This is a genomic window from Paenibacillus sp. UNC217MF, assembly GCF_000686865.1.
GTDB classification, from domain to species: domain Bacteria; phylum Bacillota; class Bacilli; order Paenibacillales; family Paenibacillaceae; genus Paenibacillus_B; species Paenibacillus_B suaedae.
Genome location: NZ_JMLT01000030.1, coordinates 1 through 18,005, shown reverse-complemented (window position 1 = coordinate 18,005; position 18,005 = coordinate 1). Strand labels below are relative to the sequence as shown.

The 18,005-nt window shown below is 49.7% G+C and carries 19 protein-coding genes; 7 read left to right on the top strand and 12 right to left on the bottom strand.

What is annotated here, in order from left to right:
* Positions 1 to 7 precede the first annotated feature (7 nt).
* Positions 8 to 856, bottom strand: coding sequence for an HAD family hydrolase (locus BP95_RS0115475; protein WP_028532651.1), 849 nt, complete (start codon positions 854 to 856; stop codon positions 8 to 10).
* Positions 857 to 1,176: 320 nt separating this feature from the next.
* The gene (gene pdxR / locus BP95_RS0115470; RefSeq protein WP_331281224.1) at positions 1,177 to 2,670 is read right to left on the bottom strand and encodes a MocR-like pyridoxine biosynthesis transcription factor PdxR; all 1,494 of its coding nucleotides are present in this window, start codon (positions 2,668 to 2,670) and stop codon (positions 1,177 to 1,179) included.
* 104 nt (positions 2,671 to 2,774) lie between these two features.
* Between pdxR and BP95_RS0115465 the strand changes: the two genes are divergently transcribed.
* The gene (locus BP95_RS0115465; protein ID WP_028532649.1) at positions 2,775 to 3,416 is read left to right on the top strand and encodes a LysE family transporter; all 642 of its coding nucleotides are present in this window, start codon (positions 2,775 to 2,777) and stop codon (positions 3,414 to 3,416) included.
* A gap of 63 nt (positions 3,417 to 3,479) precedes the next feature.
* On the top strand, positions 3,480 to 4,277 hold the full coding sequence (locus BP95_RS0115460; protein WP_028532648.1) for an HAD-IIB family hydrolase: 798 nt from the start codon (positions 3,480 to 3,482) through the stop codon (positions 4,275 to 4,277).
* Between the two features lie 180 nt (positions 4,278 to 4,457).
* On the opposite strand, the gene BP95_RS0115455 is transcribed toward BP95_RS0115460, so the two are convergent.
* Positions 4,458 to 4,976: an NAD(P)H-dependent oxidoreductase gene (locus tag BP95_RS0115455; RefSeq protein ID WP_021255749.1), complete on the bottom strand. Its 519-nt coding sequence runs from the start codon at positions 4,974 to 4,976 to the stop codon at positions 4,458 to 4,460.
* 441 nt (positions 4,977 to 5,417) lie between these two features.
* Here BP95_RS0115455 and BP95_RS0115445 point away from each other — a divergent pair, with 441 nt between their 5' ends.
* The 3 genes from BP95_RS0115445 (at position 5,418) to BP95_RS0115435 (ending at position 7,001) form a co-directional block, all read left to right on the top strand.
* Positions 5,418 to 5,708: a winged helix-turn-helix transcriptional regulator gene (locus tag BP95_RS0115445; RefSeq protein WP_051249987.1), complete on the top strand. Its 291-nt coding sequence runs from the start codon at positions 5,418 to 5,420 to the stop codon at positions 5,706 to 5,708.
* Positions 5,709 to 5,934: 226 nt separating this feature from the next.
* Positions 5,935 to 6,249 (top strand): antibiotic biosynthesis monooxygenase, encoded by a 315-nt coding sequence (locus BP95_RS0115440; RefSeq protein WP_021255747.1) that lies wholly within the window; start codon positions 5,935 to 5,937, stop codon positions 6,247 to 6,249.
* A 23-nt stretch (positions 6,250 to 6,272) separates the two neighbouring features.
* Positions 6,273 to 7,001 (top strand): 3-ketoacyl-ACP reductase, encoded by a 729-nt coding sequence (locus BP95_RS0115435; RefSeq protein ID WP_021255746.1) that lies wholly within the window; start codon positions 6,273 to 6,275, stop codon positions 6,999 to 7,001.
* A gap of 117 nt (positions 7,002 to 7,118) precedes the next feature.
* Here the strand turns inward: BP95_RS0115435 and BP95_RS0115430 are convergent, their stop codons facing one another.
* The 7 genes from BP95_RS0115430 to BP95_RS0115400 all read right to left on the bottom strand — a co-directional run bounded on the left by BP95_RS0115430 (position 7,119) and on the right by BP95_RS0115400 (position 14,178).
* Positions 7,119 to 7,868, bottom strand: coding sequence for an alpha/beta hydrolase (locus BP95_RS0115430; RefSeq protein ID WP_028532646.1), 750 nt, complete (start codon positions 7,866 to 7,868; stop codon positions 7,119 to 7,121).
* Positions 7,869 to 8,194: 326 nt separating this feature from the next.
* The gene (locus tag BP95_RS0115425; protein WP_051614098.1) at positions 8,195 to 9,949 is read right to left on the bottom strand and encodes a CocE/NonD family hydrolase; all 1,755 of its coding nucleotides are present in this window, start codon (positions 9,947 to 9,949) and stop codon (positions 8,195 to 8,197) included.
* Positions 9,946 to 10,980, bottom strand: coding sequence for a P1 family peptidase (locus BP95_RS30480; RefSeq protein WP_081819896.1), 1,035 nt, complete (start codon positions 10,978 to 10,980; stop codon positions 9,946 to 9,948). The genes BP95_RS0115425 and BP95_RS30480 overlap by 4 nt, the downstream gene beginning before the upstream one ends.
* Entirely contained in the window at positions 10,980 to 11,546 is a 567-nt protein-coding gene (locus BP95_RS0115415; protein WP_028532644.1) for an ECF transporter S component, read from the bottom strand. Before BP95_RS0115415 ends, BP95_RS30480 begins: the two co-directional genes overlap by 1 nt.
* A 61-nt stretch (positions 11,547 to 11,607) precedes the next feature.
* Positions 11,608 to 12,435 (bottom strand): energy-coupling factor transporter transmembrane component T family protein, encoded by an 828-nt coding sequence (locus BP95_RS0115410; RefSeq protein WP_028532643.1) that lies wholly within the window; start codon positions 12,433 to 12,435, stop codon positions 11,608 to 11,610.
* A gap of 4 nt (positions 12,436 to 12,439) precedes the next feature.
* Positions 12,440 to 13,315, bottom strand: a complete 876-nt coding sequence (locus BP95_RS0115405) for an energy-coupling factor transporter ATPase (RefSeq protein ID WP_028532642.1) — start codon at positions 13,313 to 13,315, stop codon at positions 12,440 to 12,442.
* Positions 13,312 to 14,178, bottom strand: a complete 867-nt coding sequence (locus BP95_RS0115400; RefSeq protein WP_028532641.1) for an energy-coupling factor transporter ATPase — start codon at positions 14,176 to 14,178, stop codon at positions 13,312 to 13,314. The genes BP95_RS0115405 and BP95_RS0115400 overlap by 4 nt, the downstream gene beginning before the upstream one ends.
* A 381-nt stretch (positions 14,179 to 14,559) precedes the next feature.
* On the opposite strand from BP95_RS0115400, the gene BP95_RS0115395 reads away from it, so the two are divergent.
* Complete coding sequence (locus BP95_RS0115395; RefSeq protein WP_197035294.1) at positions 14,560 to 15,861, top strand: hypothetical protein; 1,302 nt, start codon at positions 14,560 to 14,562, stop codon at positions 15,859 to 15,861.
* A gap of 55 nt (positions 15,862 to 15,916) precedes the next feature.
* On the opposite strand, the gene BP95_RS0115390 is transcribed toward BP95_RS0115395, so the two are convergent.
* A complete protein-coding gene (locus tag BP95_RS0115390; protein ID WP_021255737.1) occupies positions 15,917 to 16,558 on the bottom strand; it encodes a GTP pyrophosphokinase in 642 nt (213 codons plus the stop codon).
* Between the two features lie 170 nt (positions 16,559 to 16,728).
* Positions 16,729 to 16,992, bottom strand: a complete 264-nt coding sequence (locus BP95_RS0115385) for a YqkE family protein (protein ID WP_028532639.1) — start codon at positions 16,990 to 16,992, stop codon at positions 16,729 to 16,731.
* Positions 16,993 to 17,219: 227 nt separating this feature from the next.
* On the opposite strand from BP95_RS0115385, the gene BP95_RS30475 reads away from it, so the two are divergent.
* On the top strand, positions 17,220 to 18,005 hold a 786-nt coding region (locus BP95_RS30475), incomplete at its 3' end, for a hypothetical protein (RefSeq protein WP_036667157.1).

The window sequence follows — 18,005 nt, the reverse complement described above, 5'->3', positions numbered from 1 at the left end:
TCCAATCTCACCTGGCCGCCAATGCAGCTAAGCATGCTGGAAGCTCCATGATGCTGTGGATGACGAAATCAGGTCTAATCTGCTCTGGCAGAACTATGCACTCGTCATCCCCGAACAGCTCCCTGTGCAAGCTCTGACATTCCCGCTGAAGCTGCTGGCTGCATAGCGGCAAGAAGATCTGTTCATGCACGCGCTGTTCAGGAGCGAGCTGATGCAGTTCCTGTGGAAGCTTACGGTTCACCAGGATAGAAGCTGCTCCAGATTGATTCGCCATGTACACATCATGATCCAGCCGATCCCCAACATGTGCGGCGATTGTACCATGCTGACGGACAAAGCGAAGCATATGCGCATCAGGTTTGCCGCCGCCTGCAATCTCCGGTGTAACGATAAGCTCGAAATATGCGGCAATGCCAAGCGCTTCGAGCACAGGATATTGATATTTATAGTATCCGTTCGTCGCAACCGCCAATCGATAGCCATCCTGCTTCAACTGCTCCAGAACGGTCTTCACCCCTTCTTCGAGCAAATAGATCTTCGTTGGCGGCTCTGCATGCTTGCGCACGAGTTGTTCTACTTGAATATCTATACTTGGAGCCACACCGAGTTCAGCAAGGACTACTCCCACCATATCGTCCCAATCGTAGGCTGCAACTGTCTCACCAGCTTCCATTCGCTTCCGATGTTCCGCATGAAGAAGCTTCCCCATATCGAAACTTGTGTCATCGTACGCTTCGATATCTGTACGCAATTGCAATTGCTCCCGCACAACACTTGTAATCTCCGGAAAGATCCATGCAGCAAATGGATTCTGCATCAATGTCCCATCCAAATCAAAGGTAACCCAGCTGCTCATCCGCCCGCTCCTTCCTTCCCTATCCCTTGCCCAACAAGCATAACAAGCCCCACATGCCCCACATGCCAACACTTCGTTCACTCTACTGCTAGGTGCTAACACTAAGTTTACTCTACTGCTAGAACGCTAACACCAAGATACTCAACTGCTAGTATATTAACATTAAGTTATTCTGCTGCTAGTATGCTAACACAAAGCACACTAAGTTTACTCTACTGTGCTAGTATGCTAGCTGCTTTACAGCCCTCATCAGCCTTGCACAAAGTAATTACGAAAATAAAGATAAAAATTCCTATGATAAGCAGGCAGCTGCCAAACCATTACCCGAACCAAACCTTACTCAGCCGCTCAACACCTTCTCTTATCTGGTGCAGACTGAGTCCACCGAAGCCAATGAGCAAGGATGGCATCTCGTCTGCTTCTTGCTGAATTCGATAAGTCGAGGTCGGATACACCTTGACCCCAACAGTTCTTGCCGCTTCGATTAATTGCTGCTCATGATGTTCGTGCTTCACTTGAAGCACGATGTGAAGTCCAGATTGCTGACCAATGACGCGGACTCGATCGCCCATTTCTTTTTTTAGAGCTGTCAGTAATGTGCTGTGCTTCTCTTGATACAGCTTGCGCATTTTCCGCAGATGCTTGTCCCAATGCCCTTCTGTCATGAATCGCTCCATTGTCATCTGATGCAGCTTCGAAGCCGTCTGCTCATAAGCAGAGAATTCAAGCTTATACCGCGTTAGCAGCCATGGAGGAAGCACCATATAGCTTAGGCGTATGGAAGGAAGCAGAGACTTGGAGAACGTTCCAACGTAGATGACCCGACCATGCCCATCCAGCCCTTGCAGTGAAGGGACAGGCTTCGCGCCGTACTTGAACTCCCCATCATAATCATCTTCGATAATAATGCTTCTCCGCTCATTCGCCCATTGCAGCAGCTGCATCCGCTTTGCAATAGACATCACCATGCCCTGTGGAAACTGATGCGACGGCGTTACATATACCGCACCAGCATTCCGTTCTCTTAGCTGCTGTACAGATATGCCTTCAGCCTCCAGCGCAATCGGCTCTATCTCGAAGCCATGATGATAGAATATGGCCCGCGCCCCGTCATATCCCGGCTCCTCCATCGCAATCGAACGCGTATCTTGGCGAATCAGCTGACAGATAAGCATGAGCAGCTGCTGGATGCCAGCCCCCATTACAATCTGCTCCGGCGTGCAGCGCACTCCCCTTGATTGGTACAAATACTGAGCAATCGCCCTGCGCAATCCTGCTTCCCCCTGACGGTGTCCGTACTGCAGCGCCTCATCCTGCCTATATCGAAACAAATCATTCGCTAACTTCCGCCATACGATTAACGGGAACTTCTCCCTATCTACATTGCCATGGCGGAAATCAATCTCAATTTCTGCATCCTTATCAGATCCATCCCTGTCCTCCAGCGATACGGAAGTTGGTAATGGCTGCGTCGGCTCTCGTTCAAGCGTTCCTGTGAAACCTCCTGCTGGCTCTGGTTCAGATCCTCTATCCCCAAGCTCTGCATGCTTCACATCCCCTTCAATCGGCATAACAAACAAGCCAATTCGGGAGCGATTCTCCACATACCCTTCTGCTATCAACTGCTGATAGGCTGCCTCAACCGTATTGCGGCTTACCTGCAAATGAACAGCCAGTGTTCGGATCGAAGGCAGGCGCGTACCTGCTACTAACGTTCCGTTCACTATCTGCTTCGCAATATAACTGTATAGCTGTGCATACTTCGGTTCCGCTGCATGATCATCGATATGCGGTGTCAGTTCAAGCATATTCATTTCACCTCTGTCCCCATCCAAATCTATAAATCTGCCACTTATCAACAGGACAGATAGTCAGTACAATAATACCATTATTTCGTAATGACAGGAAGGAAGATCAGATGGCTAGCGTATGGTTCAGCTATGTATTACTCGGGCTGTCTCTCTCAGCCCCCGTCGGTCCAATCAGCATTGCACAGATTAAGGCCGGGTTAAAAAATGGATTCTGGAACGCTTGGTTCTTAGGGCTTGGCGCAATGAGCACAGATGTCATCTTCATGCTGCTTATCTATTATGGAGCCACCTCGTTCCTAACAACGCCGCTTGCCAAACTGATTCTATGGATTGCAGGGTTCATATTGCTGCTGTATCTTGGATATGAGAGTATTCGCGAGGCTAGATCTACAGTACAGATCACTGCTTCTGATGCCAAGAAGGAGCATGTCGGTTCTTCTTTTTTATCGGGCTTCTTGCTGGCGTTATCCAACCCGCTTAACATCGTATTCTGGATTGGCATATACGGCTCGGTAATGGCATCGACCATAGATGTAATAGGCAAGCAGGATACCTTACTGTACAGCAGTGCGATCATTGTCGGTATTCTCATATGGGATCTGTTCGTCGCAATCGTGACTCATGTCAGCCGCAAAGCCGTCACGCCACGACTTATGCAATACGTATCGATTGCCGCAGGGATTGTATTTATTGGCTTCGGCATCTATTTCGGCTATTCCGCCGTCCAACAAGCCCTCTCATTCTTTTAAATGCTATCACTTCCGCTGGATCGACTAGCGATTATCTTATACATACAAAGGAGACAGTCACACATGCACTTCATTTTCGATATCGATGGTACGATTTCATTCAAAGGACAGCCGATCTCTGCACCAATTATGGACTGCTTGGCACACATTCAAGAAGCTGGACATGTCGTCGGCTTCGCGTCTGCCCGCCCATGCCGGGATATGCTGCCCGTGCTCGATGAACGCTTTCACAATAACCTGCTTATCGGCGCTAACGGCGCTATGACCTATTTCAAGGGTGAACGTCTGGCAAGCAGCCCGCTTCCCCAATTAACTTCAGATATAATCATGGGCTTGCTAGAGCAATATGAGGCTTCTTATCTCGTAGACGATGAGTGGAACTATGCACATAACTTGGAGGATTCACATCCCTTCCTGTTCAATGTCGATCCCCTGCGATTGGCAGCTCATGTACCGATGAACGAAATTCACAGCACCATTAAAATTCTCGTTCTAGGCAGCAATCGCTTAGAGGAACTCACTGAAAAGCTCAAGTCATTGAATACAACGCTTCACTATCACTCTGCGGAAGGCATTCTGGACATGACTAACGTTGGAGTTAACAAAATGGCTGCCCTGCGCTCATTCGGGATTAACCCTGGTCAATTCGTCTGCTTCGGCAACGACATGAACGATATTCCGATGTTCGAGCAAGCTGGATACGCTGTTGCCATTGGCAGCTTCGATAAGCTGCTCCCACACGCATCGTGCAGCATTCCAGTTGGCGACGATACCGAAGATCGCATTATCGCTAAGCTCGAAGAGCTGGCGTTCGGGAATGGGATTCCTCTGCGCGTACAGCAAGGTATAGCTTGTGATTGATAAGTCGCGCTACGATTTCCCGTTATTTGAATAAAACTAAGAAGCAAAAGGTCGAGTTCAAGGAGAATTGGTTTTCCCCTTAACTCGACCTTTTTTATAACCAGCGTTATCTTCCAAATCGTAAAACAACCTCAAATGGGACGCTACCATTCCTGATACTCAGCTAGCATGCATTCCATTCTATTTCAACAGATAGGATACATATTCCTTGACACCATTCTGAATCGCAGCTTCTTCTGCGCCCATCGCACCATGGAACACAAATGCCGGCAAGTATGTCATGCCTAGTAAATTGCTCGTTGCTTGGAACGGCTTCAGCAGCTCACTCATGGAGTAATGATTGAAGCCGCCTGCTTGATACTTCTCTTGCGGACTTCCCGTCGATACAGCCAGCATCAGCTCTTTGCCACGCAAGCGACCGCCACCGGGGCCATATGCCCAGCCATATGTAAGCACACTGTCCAGCCATTGCTTCATCAATGGCGGCGAGCTGTACCAATAGAATGGGAACTGCCATACGATACGATCGTGGCTTTCACACAATGCTTGCTCCTTCTCGACGTCGATTTGTCCATTTGGATACGACTTATACAGCTCGTGTACGGTGATGTTATCATGCTTGCGAAGCTCTTCGGCCCAAGCACGGTTCACGTTGGATGCATCCAAGTTGGGATGTGCAACAATGACAAGTACCTTCATGACATTCCTCTCCTTCTGTCTCTAACAAGTATCACACTTATATCACATTTATTTTATCATACATAAGTCATTCATTACATAATCAGCAAGTGCCAACAAACTGCAATCATCCATGTTCTTCAGTTCGTTGGATATCGGAAAGATATCGGCTGCCCATGCTCCTCTATTGTAAGCCAATCCCCCACTCCCAGCATTTCAATATGGATGTCTTCCTAACGAATGGCACATTAGCGATATCATACGAATTGCACTATACTAAATGAAGTATAGACACCAAGGGGGGATACAATACACATGTCAACTTCAGAACAAACGACAACCTTACCGTGCCCAGAGGGAACATCACAATCTACTGCCTCCCCAGCCACTATACTTGAGCACCTAGAACACGAATCTACTACGGGGACAGCTCGTTCCACTGCTTGTCCTATCGAGCATACGATGGATATCATCGGAGGCAAGTGGACTTTTCTTATACTGCGTGAATTGTTCTACGGTACGAAGCGGTTCGGGGAGTTGGAGCGCTCGCTCCATGGAATTAGTCCGCGCACACTGTCACTCCGATTGAAGGAACTGGAACAGCGGCATATTATCCAGCGGACTGTATTCTCCGAGATCCCACCGCATGTTGAATACTCGTTAACCGAGATGGGGCTAACGCTCCGTCCTATTTTCGATGCGATGAAGGACTGGGGAACCACATGGAATGTGATGGGAGATACTCACGAGTGAATGCTACCAATATCGCACATGCCCAGAGAGCTTGCCTGTGTGGCCCTGGGCATGTATCTCGGATCTATGCCACGGTTAACTAGCGCACCACACATCCACAACCTTCCAATGTGCATGTGGAATGCGAAGGTGTGATCTTGTCCATGCGTTCGAGTATAATAGAGAGGCAGACATATGATCTGTACAGATGAACATCATCACCATCATGCACATAGGAGGCGATAGCATGTTAGTCGTTACGAACACTATCCGAATTCAAGAGGGATTCGGCAAGCAAGTGGCAGAGCGATTCGCGCAAGCCAAGGGCGTTCAGCAAATGAGCGGATTCATTCGCATGGAGGTATGGCTTGGAGCAGGTCAAGAAGGCGAAGAGGAATTGAAGGTATGTACAGTGTGGGAGAACGAAGAGTCGTTCCGCAACTGGACATCTAGCGAGGCCTTCCGCGAATCTCACCGGGGTGCGAGCGACAGCAAGCAGTACATGCTCGGCGCTTCCTTGAACAAATATGAGCTTGTTGTTAGTCATAACGGACAAGTATAAACATCTGAAGGAGATTATTGAATATGAAATTACAAGATCTTACGAACAAAACCGCACTGATTACGGGAGCAGGCAAAGGAATTGGCAAAGCGTTGGCTGAATCGCTGGCACAAGAAGGCGTAAACCTTGGTCTCATCGCTCGAACTAGCGCTGACCTTGAAGCACTTCAAGCTGAGCTGACTGCAAAATATGATATTCGCGTCGCAATCGCTACAGCTGACGTTGCGGTACAAGATGATGTAAACCGAGCTGTTGCCTCCCTTACGGAGCAGTTGGGTGCTATTCACATCGTTGTCAATAATGCAGGCATTGCGAAATTCGGCAAGCTTGTCGACATGGATCCACAAGAGTGGGAACGCATCATTCAGGTTAATCTGATGGGAACTTACTATGTAACTCGTGCCGTGCTGCCTGCGATGATCGAGCAGAATGAAGGCAGCATTATTAACATCTCCTCGACAGCTGGCGAACGCGGCTTCGCTACTGGTTCTGCTTACAACGCTTCTAAGTTCGCAGTGATGGGCTTAACCGAAGCGCTCATGCAGGAGGTGCGCAAGCACAATATCCGCGTGACTGCATTGACGCCAAGCACAGTAAATACAGAGCTCGCAGTTAATGCAGGTCTTAACATTGGCGACGAAGATCGCATGATGCAGCCAGAGGATGTAGCGGAACTGGCCCTTGCGGCTCTTAAGCTTCCACAACGTGTATTCGTGAAGACTGCTGGCATCTGGACAACAAATCCACAGTAATTCGAATTATCAATTTTATTTCATTGCAGCACTTGCAGGCTGGTCGTGGAGAATACTCCTATGACCAGCCTTTGTTAAACATGAATCCAGCATATCTGTGCCGCTTCCACTCGCCATTTAGTCCCGTCCAGCCTCAACAAGCTTCTCCGCTACCAGAAGCGGATGAATATGAAATGGAGTCATATGATCACCATGCGCTGTAATAAGCCGGAACATCCCAAGTCGGCTTGACATATGAGGGTGCCAGCCATACTGTTCTCCTTGCGGAAGTGCGGTATCATCCGTTAAATACAAGTAGCTTTTGGGCATAGATAAACGATAGAATTCCGTCAGATCCAGCTTCTCGAATAATGGCCCAGCAGGCTCTGGTGTAACGGTACAATAAATTTGAAACGCTAATTCAATACTTGCATTGTTCATAAAGGTCTCTCTCCATACGGCGAAGGGCAGCATGATCGTATTATCAGCTGACTGCTGCGCCAACTGAATCCACTCATGCTTGCCTTGGGGAGGAATCTCATCCGCCGTGCTGTATCCATTGCGTACCACGAATGCATCCATATATACAAGGCGCCGAACACGGTCAGGCACAAGCTCCACTACCTTGCTAATCACCGTTCCACCGAAGCTGTGACCAACAAGAACAATATTCGTAAGCTGATGATGAATAATACACTGAATGACTGTGTCCACATACATGGCGTGGGTTACATTCTTGTTCCGATCCATTCCATGCCCTGGCAAATTCGGCGTATAGACGGTATGCCCCATGCCATGAAGAACTTCAGCCGTCTTCCACCAATAACTCGAGTCCCCCCACGAGCCGTGAACGAGCACAAATGTTATGGATGGACTACACCAATTCATATCTCTTGCACCATCGTATGCATACTGTGTCTGTATATTGGCATAAGATGACTGGCTCCCTGCCGCAACTCCCCCGTTCATTCCCTGATTCATAGCCGTTCCCCTCTCCCCTCGTTGATCAAACATCGATTCCTTACCTGCAAAAGAACCCCATTTCCATATGTATGAGCAACAGAAGGTAATAAGCATATATGCCGATACTTGAAGTTTAACCCTTATGATTCCACCCTGTGATCGCATTAAAGATATGAAGCTTCATAAAATAAGCACAAACCGAGGATAAACAAACAAAGACCGCGTTCAACAACCGTGAACGCAGCCTTCTCTCAACCTTTTACGATCGGCAAAATAAAATGTGAGGGATAATCCGTATTTCGAAATATCGTCTGTGTGGCAAGCTTCAAATCCGATATCGTCACATCCCCAGGCGGGATCATACTGTTTGGGTTCCGATCGTATGTCGGGAACAAGGAGCTCGTAATTTCTAACCGAATCGCATGCCCTTGTTGAAAAACGATAGAGGTTGGTCCGAGAGAAATGTCATAAGCGACCACCTCTCCTGGAACTACTGGCTCTGCATGCTCCAACGAGCGACGATAGGCTGTACGTACAATGCCTTCGGCAATGTTATACGCCCTTCCATCAGGATAGACATCCATCAATTTAACAACGAAGTCGGTATTGACTGCTGTCGTCGCCGCATACACCCTAGCAACAACTTCTCCAGCAACGGATACTGGTCTATCAAGAGGCCCTGTCGTGTAAACAAGGACATCATTGCGCACTTCATTCGCTAGCTGCAGCTTCGGCCCCATCGGAGTCAGGTCGGGCACTGCACCCGATCGCCCTCCAAGCGCAGGAACCGGAATGAGCGGATCATAGATGTATGTATCTGCAAGCAGCGGGGCATCAAACGGCAAGTCCTGCGACAATCGACCGTCTCCATTTATGGAGTTGGCCCGATCTCCATGCAAATAATATTTCGTTAGCTCCACCTGAGGGGGCGGCCAAGTCTGGGTATGCTTCCATTGATTCGATCCCATCTCAAAATAGCTGATCTTGTTCCACGATTGCAGTGCATGCTCATCCCCCTTCAGCCACCTATCAAACCATGTCAGTTGCCACTCATTTACTCGATTCGAAGCCTCAATGCCGAAGTCAAGCTCACTGACATATCGCGACCACGGCATGTGATACCACGGCGTGATTCGCAAGTATTGATTCTCCCTCGCTTCTTCACTCGCCCCCTGCTGCCGAACCCCTTCGTAATTGCGAATGGTTCCATCTACAAACGGGTCATACCACCCGCCGATATGTAGGACGGGCACTTCAATACGATCATACCGCTCTTCGATGGACAGTGCTCTCCAGTATTCATCTCGTGTCGAATGCTGCAGCCAATCCTGATAGAACGGTGCAAACTCATCATTTATGAGCGGCATATCCTGAAGCGGCAGTGTGCTGTACAAGCCGTGTATGACAGAACCCCCGCGCGCCAGCTCCCGCTCCCATTCGGGACGTCCATGTCGTCTAGCCGTGTTCTGTGTAAGGAACATGATCCACGACTGATTGCAGGCGAGGGCAAATGCCCCATTGCGGTATACACCGCCCTGATAAGCGTCTGATCCAGTCATCGCGGGCGTCATACAAGCCAAGTGCGGAGGCCGTGCAGTTGCCGCATGCCACTGAGCCGCGCCCGCATAAGAAAATCCATACATGCCCACCTTCGGGATCACGTCAGGCAAGGCCGCTGCCCATTCGATCGTGTCATAGCCATCCCAAGCTTCGTTGCGGTAAGGCTCAAACTCGCCTTCCGACTTCCATCTTCCTCGTACATCTTGGACAATCACCACATACCCATGCTGTGCATACCAAGATGGATGCGCATAATTCATCGTCTGTGCATCTTCCTTATTGTACGGGGTGCGCAATAGAAGCACGGGGTGGACTCCTACTTCTGGACGGTAAATATCGGCGTATAAGATAATCCCGTCTCGCATTGGAATCGGTACATCTCTTTCGACGATGACAGCGAGTCTTGTGGGGGTTGTATGGGCTGTGGTTGTATGGGCTGTGCTCATTGCAACGTCGCCTCCTCAGAATAAGTTTCTGTTTCCTTCTGCTTATTCTTATGGACAGCCGGAATCACATCTCCGCAAGCCAAATCTCTGTAAGCCAATAACCCTCCAGCACGAACAGCCGTGCGCACTCCCCTTGCAATGGCTTCCGCCACCACATCTGCGGCAAGTGTTCCGACGAGATCCACTGTGGCCTCGATTGAGCCTGTGGAGGCAGCAAAGGCAATATCACCATCGTACATCGTATGAACCGGATAGATTGCTCGCGCAAACCCATCATGCGTCATTTCAGCTACCTTCTTCAACTCCGTCTTCGTCAGCCCTGCATTGGTGGCTACAATGGCTAACGTCGTATTTGTCCCTGTAAATGAAAATGGCTTCTCCTTCAGCCAATGCAGGCTTGCACCATCTTGAAGTTCGCCTTCATCACTGAGCGGCCCGGCAATCAGTTCTCTAGTGTCTGGATCTCGAATTTCCCCAAGCGCATTTACCGCTACGATCGCTCCCACAACAAGTCCATTTGGCAGCTTGATCGAAGCCGTTCCAATACCTCCCTTCATCGCACGCTCGAACCCGCCGATCTTGCCTACAGAGGCTCCGCATCCCGCACCTACATTGCCTTCAGCAACATCTCCCGATGACGCATCAGATGCTGCTGCGTATCCCATATCACGATCTGGCCGAGCATTCGGACTGCCTACAGACAAATCAAATAGAACAGCCGCTGGCACAATCGGAACAATCCCGTAGCCTACATCAAATCCGATATTTCTCTCCACCAAATAGTCTGACACGCCAGATGCCGCATCGAGACCGAAACTCCCACCACCACTCAATACGATGCCATGTATGCGCTCCACGAGATTGGTTGGCTGAAGCAGATCAGTCTCTCGGGTTCCTGGTGCAGAGCCTCGCACATCAACGCTGCATACCGCACCGTCTTCCCAGATCACCACTGTGCATCCTGTCATTCCCTCCTCATCATGCGCTTGGCCAACCCGTGTACCAGGTACATCCGTAATCTGCCCGTTCATTATCCCTCAACCTCCTCGCTCAGCAGCTTCGCCTTCTGCTTCCGACTCGGCGTGAGCTTCTTCCATCCAGCAACGACAGCAGTTGTAATAATGACGGAGACAATCGCCTCCGGAATTCCGTTGGTAAGCCCCACACTAACCGCCACTTCTAAGGACAAGTAGTTGCGAAGCACAGCCGCCGTCAGTACGAGTACCGTGTTCGTTATAGAACCTATAAACCCTGCCGCACCGATGGCAATGTACTCGTTTTTTCGCTTTAGCGCAGCATAGATCAAATAAGCAAATAGGCCAATAAAAAAGCGCGGAACGATCGCGACAAGCGGATCTTTAAATAAAGGAATGGTAGACTCCAGTAAGGAGGTAACGCCGAAAATCAGGCCAATAACCGTGCCGACTCCCCACCCCTCCAATATGGTTCCAACGATGACAGGGATATGTACAATGGTTACCGTGCCCGCTGCGGTCGGAACAGGAATAAAGCCTAATTGAGTAACGCCAAGCAGGATGGCAATTGAGCCGAGAACACCGGCAATTACAATTTTGCGAATACCTGGATTTGAATTCATAGGGGGTTCCTCCTTGTTCAGCTGTGTTAAAGGGATGTAAGGCACTTCTTCGTCCATTCCATTACAGCCAAATCAACAGATAGGATGCTCCTATCGCCACAAACAGCAGCATCACATCAGCAGTTCGCGCTTCAAACGAACGGAACGAGGTTCTGCCATGCGATCGGTATCCTCGCGACTCCATTGCCTCAATTAATTGCTCCGCACGCTGAAGAGCTAATTGAAATAACGGAATGATCAGAGGGAATACCGATTGTGTTCGCTTGATGATCCGCCACCACGGGATCGTACCGAAGGATGCGCCGCGAGCAGCCTGCGCCTTGCGAATCTTATCCATCTCCAGCGCGAACGTTGGGACGAAGCGTAGGGCAATCGTAATCATCATGCAGAAGGCATGAACAGGAACCTTCATCTTCTCCAGTGGGCGCAATAAGCTGTGCATGGCCCGTGCAAGCTGAGTTGTGGTGGTGGTCAGTGTCAGTACACTCACTAGGAGCATCATATCTACGAACCGCATTGTGGATACAATGACAAGCCGTATCCCGCCTTCTGTCAGCCAGATGAATCCATACTGCCAGTACACCTGACCATTCGCGTACACTTTGCCATTGAACAATAATTGAAGAAGGGCCAGAATTAGGAGAAAAGGAAGTGCAGGCTTCAATCCCTTCAAGGCATATCCGATTGGAATGCGCGCAAGGAAGACGATGAACAGACTTATTGCGAGACCAGCTATATTACCTGCATAAGATTGACAGAAGGCAACGGCGCCTATATATAAGGAGAACGCCGCCAGCTTATACCGTGAATCCCATTGATGGATGAGTGAACGTCCCGGCATGTACTGCCCTATCGTAATATGACGAGCCGAATCAAATGCTTCTGCCATCGTCCTACCCCACCTCCTGATGAAGCATTTTCCTTACTTCTGCTACCGTTTCCTCAACCCCGAACGTGCTGCTGTTCATGTCATATCCGTTCGCAATCAACGTATGAACAAGCTCCACACTTTGCGGCGTTCCAATCCGATAGCGATGAATGAGCTCCCGATTAGCAAAGATTTCACGTGTCGTTCCATCAGCGACATTGCTCCCACCCGCCAGTACATACACTCGGTCTGCGAGCAGGGCCACTTCTTCCATACTGTGGGTGACAAATAAGATGGTTCTCCCCTCATCACGCGACAATCGCTTAATCTTGTACAGCAACTCCTGACGAGACGTCGGGTCAAGCCCTGCAGTCGGTTCATCCAGCACAATGACTTGCGGATCCAGAGCAAGCAGTCCTGCAAGTGCGACCTTGCGTTTCTGTCCACCGCTAAGCGCATAGATAGGCCGATTCCTCATTGTTTCGAACGGCAACCCAACGAAGTCCATCGCGTGCTTCACGCGTTGGATTACCTCCTTCTTCGGCAATCCATATTGAAGCGGGCCGTAAGCAATATCGTCAGCTACATATTTCTCGAACAATTGATCCTCCGGCTGCTGGAACAGAACCACAACTTGCCTCCGTATTTCGGACAGTGAGCGCTTCGATTCGGACAATTCATGGCCAAGTACGTTGACTTGCCCGGTTTGGGGAAGCAGTAAGCCATTCAGATGCTGGATAAGCGTCGACTTTCCTGAACCCGTATGTCCGATGATTGCCACGCATTCCCCTGACTTAGCATGAAAATACACATCGTGAAGTGCATCATGCTGAAATGGCGTTCCCTTCATGTACGTGTAGGACAACTGCTCAACCTGTACTGCATTTTCCGGTAGACTCATGATGATAACGCCTCCTTCCGCTGCTGCCACCTCACCACGTGCTCGAACTCATCCATCACTTCAGCTACCGTTAACCGATCTGATCGGAACAGTTCTTCATGCTGATGAACGCCCGCTGCTATTCGATTCATTTCTGGCGGCTCCAAATGATAGGCAGCCAGCTGTTCGTGATTCGTGAACAGCTGCCTTGGAGTGCATTCACGTACAATACGGCCCTCTTGAAACACAATGACACGATCGAAATGAACGACCTCTTCCATATGATGAGTAACCGATACGATGGCCACCCCCTGATTGCGCAGCTGCTGGATCACCTCCATGACTTCCCGTCGACCATAGGTGTCGAGCATACTCGTTGACTCGTCAAACACAATACATGAGGGCTGCATCGCCAGTACCCCTGCTATCGCAATGCGCTGCTTCTGACCCCCTGACAAGCGATGTGGCGGCCGGTCTCGAAATGCCGACATTCCCACCACTTCCAGCGCCTCATCTACACGGCGACGAATTTCATCTTGAGGCACACCGATATTTTCCGGCCCAAATGCAATGTCATCTTCTACAATCGTCTCCACCAATTGATTGTCTGGATGTTGAAACACAATGCCTACTGCCGAGCGGAGTCGCTCCCTTGCTTGCTCATTTTTCGTATTTGTATCCGAAACCCATACCTCTCCGCTTGAGGGCAGAAGCAGCCCGTTTAGCAGCTTAGCGAAGGTGGATTTGCCGGAACCGTTATGCCCGACGATGGCCACCGCTTCCCCCTGTGCCAGTTCAAAATCAACATCATAGAGAACTGGAATTCGCTCTTCACTTTCTCCATAATGAAAAGAAACTCGTTCTACCCGAATGATCGGAACCACATAAATTCCCTCCTTCTCGAAGTATTTAACAACTGTGTCTCAGGAACGAAAAAAGACGTCATTCCCCATGAAGGGAATAACGTCTCCGGTCGTCCGGTCAACATCAACCTATAATTCCGATGTGATTATAATGATTTGAACAGAATCTTATCACCGCCGTATGTACCTGTCAACGATTGTTTTGCGCGCGCTCTTTTACATGTGAACGGATTTAATGTTGATAATTCCTATTGACATTTACGTATATAGTGGAATATGATACATCGTAACATACAGGCGAATACGCATCGGCGGTTCGACCAGTCAACTGGAGACACCCGATCCTTCTAACGGATTGGTGTGTCTCCTTTTTATTTTCCGATTAAAAAGGAGGCCTTCGACTTGTCTGTTCAAACCCATCATCATATTGATGAACAAACCCTTCAGGATTTGCTGCAATATCCACTGCTCGACGCCTTATTCGGACGACGCTCGCGCCGCTTCTTCAGAGGTGCTGAAATACCAGATGGAGCTCTGGCCTATACGTCCAAGCACGAGCCGCTTCCCTTGGATGAAATAGAGAAAATTCTTATCCTCCTGGCAGTTGGCGGTGTCACCGGCTGGCATCATTCCGTAACCCGTCATGATCGATATAAGCCACATCTATCCAATTATTCAGGCTCAGCCTCAGGTCGAACGTTTCCATCAGCGGCTGGCTTCCATACCTCTCAGATTTTCTTTACCGACGACACAGGAACGTATCTGTTCGACACGCGTGACACACCTCCGCTCACGGAACGGGATTCAGATGGCAACCATCGTCTCATTGACCTGATTCAAGCTTATTCTGGCAATATTCGCCGCATTTCCAATCAACGTCTACATATTCCGAATTATGAGCCTTATATGGAGGGGCATAATTCATGGGTTGCGAACAAGCCAGGTACGCTGCTCGTCTTTCCAGTTGGAGACTTGGCTCAGCACACGATTGCAAACCTATGCTTCTATGTCCAAAATGGGCTGTGCATTTACGATGATGTGAACGACCGACCTATTCCGGGCATTGAGCAGTTCCGTGACATTGTCGATGTTGACAATCCGCTTCCGCTTACATTCCTTGATCAATATTCGTTGGCAGAGCTATCGGCTGAGTTGTCGACCGCGACCTATGCTGGCATGCTCATGCAGCAGGCACTCGGATTAGGCGGCTGGATGTTCGACGGCATAGACCGACTTACTGTGCTCGGAGCTAGCGGGGATCCGAACGTGCCTGGACTTGGGTTCCGCTATGATACTGACAAGCGGTGGTCGCTCCCTAATCCAACCGGCCTTGAAGGAGTGTTCACTTCGTTTACACCGCCGCATTTTGCAGATATGCGCGCCGCTGTGGATGCGTTCTGTGATCGTAAGTTTGGCAAAAACGGCCCCTTCCATCCCGATACGCCAGGCCCATGGAAGGATAGCCGCAAAGTACGAAGCAGCGCACAAATCCACGATGAGCAGTTCCGGGATGCAGTCAGCCATATGGCTCAATACGTTTATGACGCCTTCGGCAAATTTCCGGCTACGGTTCCATCCGTCTTTTCACTTATGTATTTGCAGACCCACCATTTGGATTTGGATTATTATGATCAATTTTTTGGCCCACATGCTTATTTGCGCTCTCATGCGGAGCACCTTGCCAAGTGGCATGGCATCAAGTAATTCGGACATTACAAAGAGGCTCTCCTTATCAAGGGGAGCCTTGTGGTGTTTCCGTTTATTTTAGCAGCTGATTACGCAGCATGGACATCTGCTCGTCCATTTGGAAAGCGGATTTGGACAGTTCAAAGAGCTGGTTGCGTGCATCCTCAGGCACTTCTCCGCCTTCATATTTATAGTTCAGCTTATGTTCTGTCGCCGCCCAGAAATCCATGGAAGATGTGCGCAGCTGAATTTCAGCGGGTACCCACAATACTTCGTGCGAGAGAATAACCTGTGTCTTCACCACCATGTGCAAGCTTTTATAGCCGCTTGGCTTCGGGTTCTGAATGTAATCCTTCACTTGAAGCACTTGGATATCCTCACGCTGCTCGATGTGCTCTTTCATCATGTATACGTCATCCAGAAAAGTGGTAACAATCCGCAGTCCCGCAATATCACGAATATGGTTCTGAACCGCATCCATGGAGAACGGAATCCCTTTGCGTTCAATTTTTTTGAGCAAGGACAGCGGATTCTTAACCCGTGCCTTCATATGTTCGATCGGAGAATATCCGAATTTGGTCTTCCAATCGAGATCAATGATTTGAAAATCACTCTGAAGCTCGTTCAGAGCCATTTCATATTGACGAAAAAAACCACCCCAATGCTTCTGTATCGCCTCGAACAATTCAAATTTATTTAAGATAGGCAAGTTCATGCTGTCTCCTCCATCCGATATGTGAACAATGTAACAATACTATATAACCAAGATTACCTCCTCTTGACGCTGAGATCAAATGTACAGGATTGGAAGGAGACGCTCCCCCATTTATTTTTGGGTATATAAAGAAGGAAAAGCGTGAGACTCTCTCGTCTGCACGCTTTTCCTTACTTTTTATATTTGCGCCAATCCAGGCTGCTGTTATTCAATAAATATTCGAAGTTGTTGTCCAGCTTCTTCTGCTCGGCACGGCGGGCTTCTTCAGCCTTCTGGCGCTCTTGTTCCTTGCGAGTGTCTTCTTGGACTTGCAGTTCCTTGGCTTGAGTCTTCAGCTTGTTCAAGACATCGGGACTTAACAAATCCTTCAAGGTAGCCGGCTTCTCCGTGGCAGCCTGAGTCGGAGCCGCTGCTGTTCTGCGTTTTTTCCCCATTCTGATCACCTCGATTTCCCTTTCATTATAGCAGTATTCCTCATGAAGCACCATCTCCACACAGACAACCCTAAACTGTAATACGATTGATTGCTGATTCGTGTTGCGGATACACATTCATCTACATACATTGTGGGTATTGGTAGAAATGTCTCTATGAAATCTTGTCCGTCTCCAATACATCGTCTCTGTCCATCCAACTTATTCTGAAGGAAGGAGCATACACCATGGATGGGGATCTAAGGAAAAATAGCTACAGCAACCTAGTCCGGTCTAATATTTTCCCTCCGCAAAGTTGTGCAAATGTATTTCCACCCCCGTTTGTCCCAATCCCACCTCATACTGGCCCAACGAGCCCGACTGGCGTACCTACAGGTATAACAGGGCCAACGGGTCCGACCGGCCCAACTGGCGCGACGGGTGCCAACGGACAACGAGGGGCTACTGGTGCCACTGGCTTCACGGGTGCGACTGGCGCTACGGGTGCTACTGGCGCTACTGGCGTTACTGGCGTTACGGGTCCTACTGGCGTCACTGGCGCTACCGGAGCCACTGGCGCTACCGGCTCCACTGGTGTTACTGGCGCTACCGGCGCTAGTGGTGTTACTGGCGTTACTGGGGCGACCGGCGTTACCGGGGCGACCGGTGCTACTGGAGCTACGGGCGTTACTGGTGCGACTGGCATTACTGGTGCGACTGGCATTACTGGTGCGACTGGCATTACTGGTGCGACTGGCATTACTGGTGCGACTGGCGTTACTGGTGCGACTGGCGTTACTGGTGCGACTGGCGTTACTGGTGCGACCGGCTCTACTGGTGCCACCGGCGTTACTGGCGCTACAGGAGTTACCGGAGATGGAGCTACTGGAGCTACGGGCGTTACTGGCGTTACTGGCGCTACCGGCACTACCGGCGCTACTGGCGTTACTGGCGCTAACGGCGTTACTGGCACTACCGGTGCCACTGGCTTTACTGGTGCTACGGGGGCTACCGGCGTGACTGGCGCTACTGGC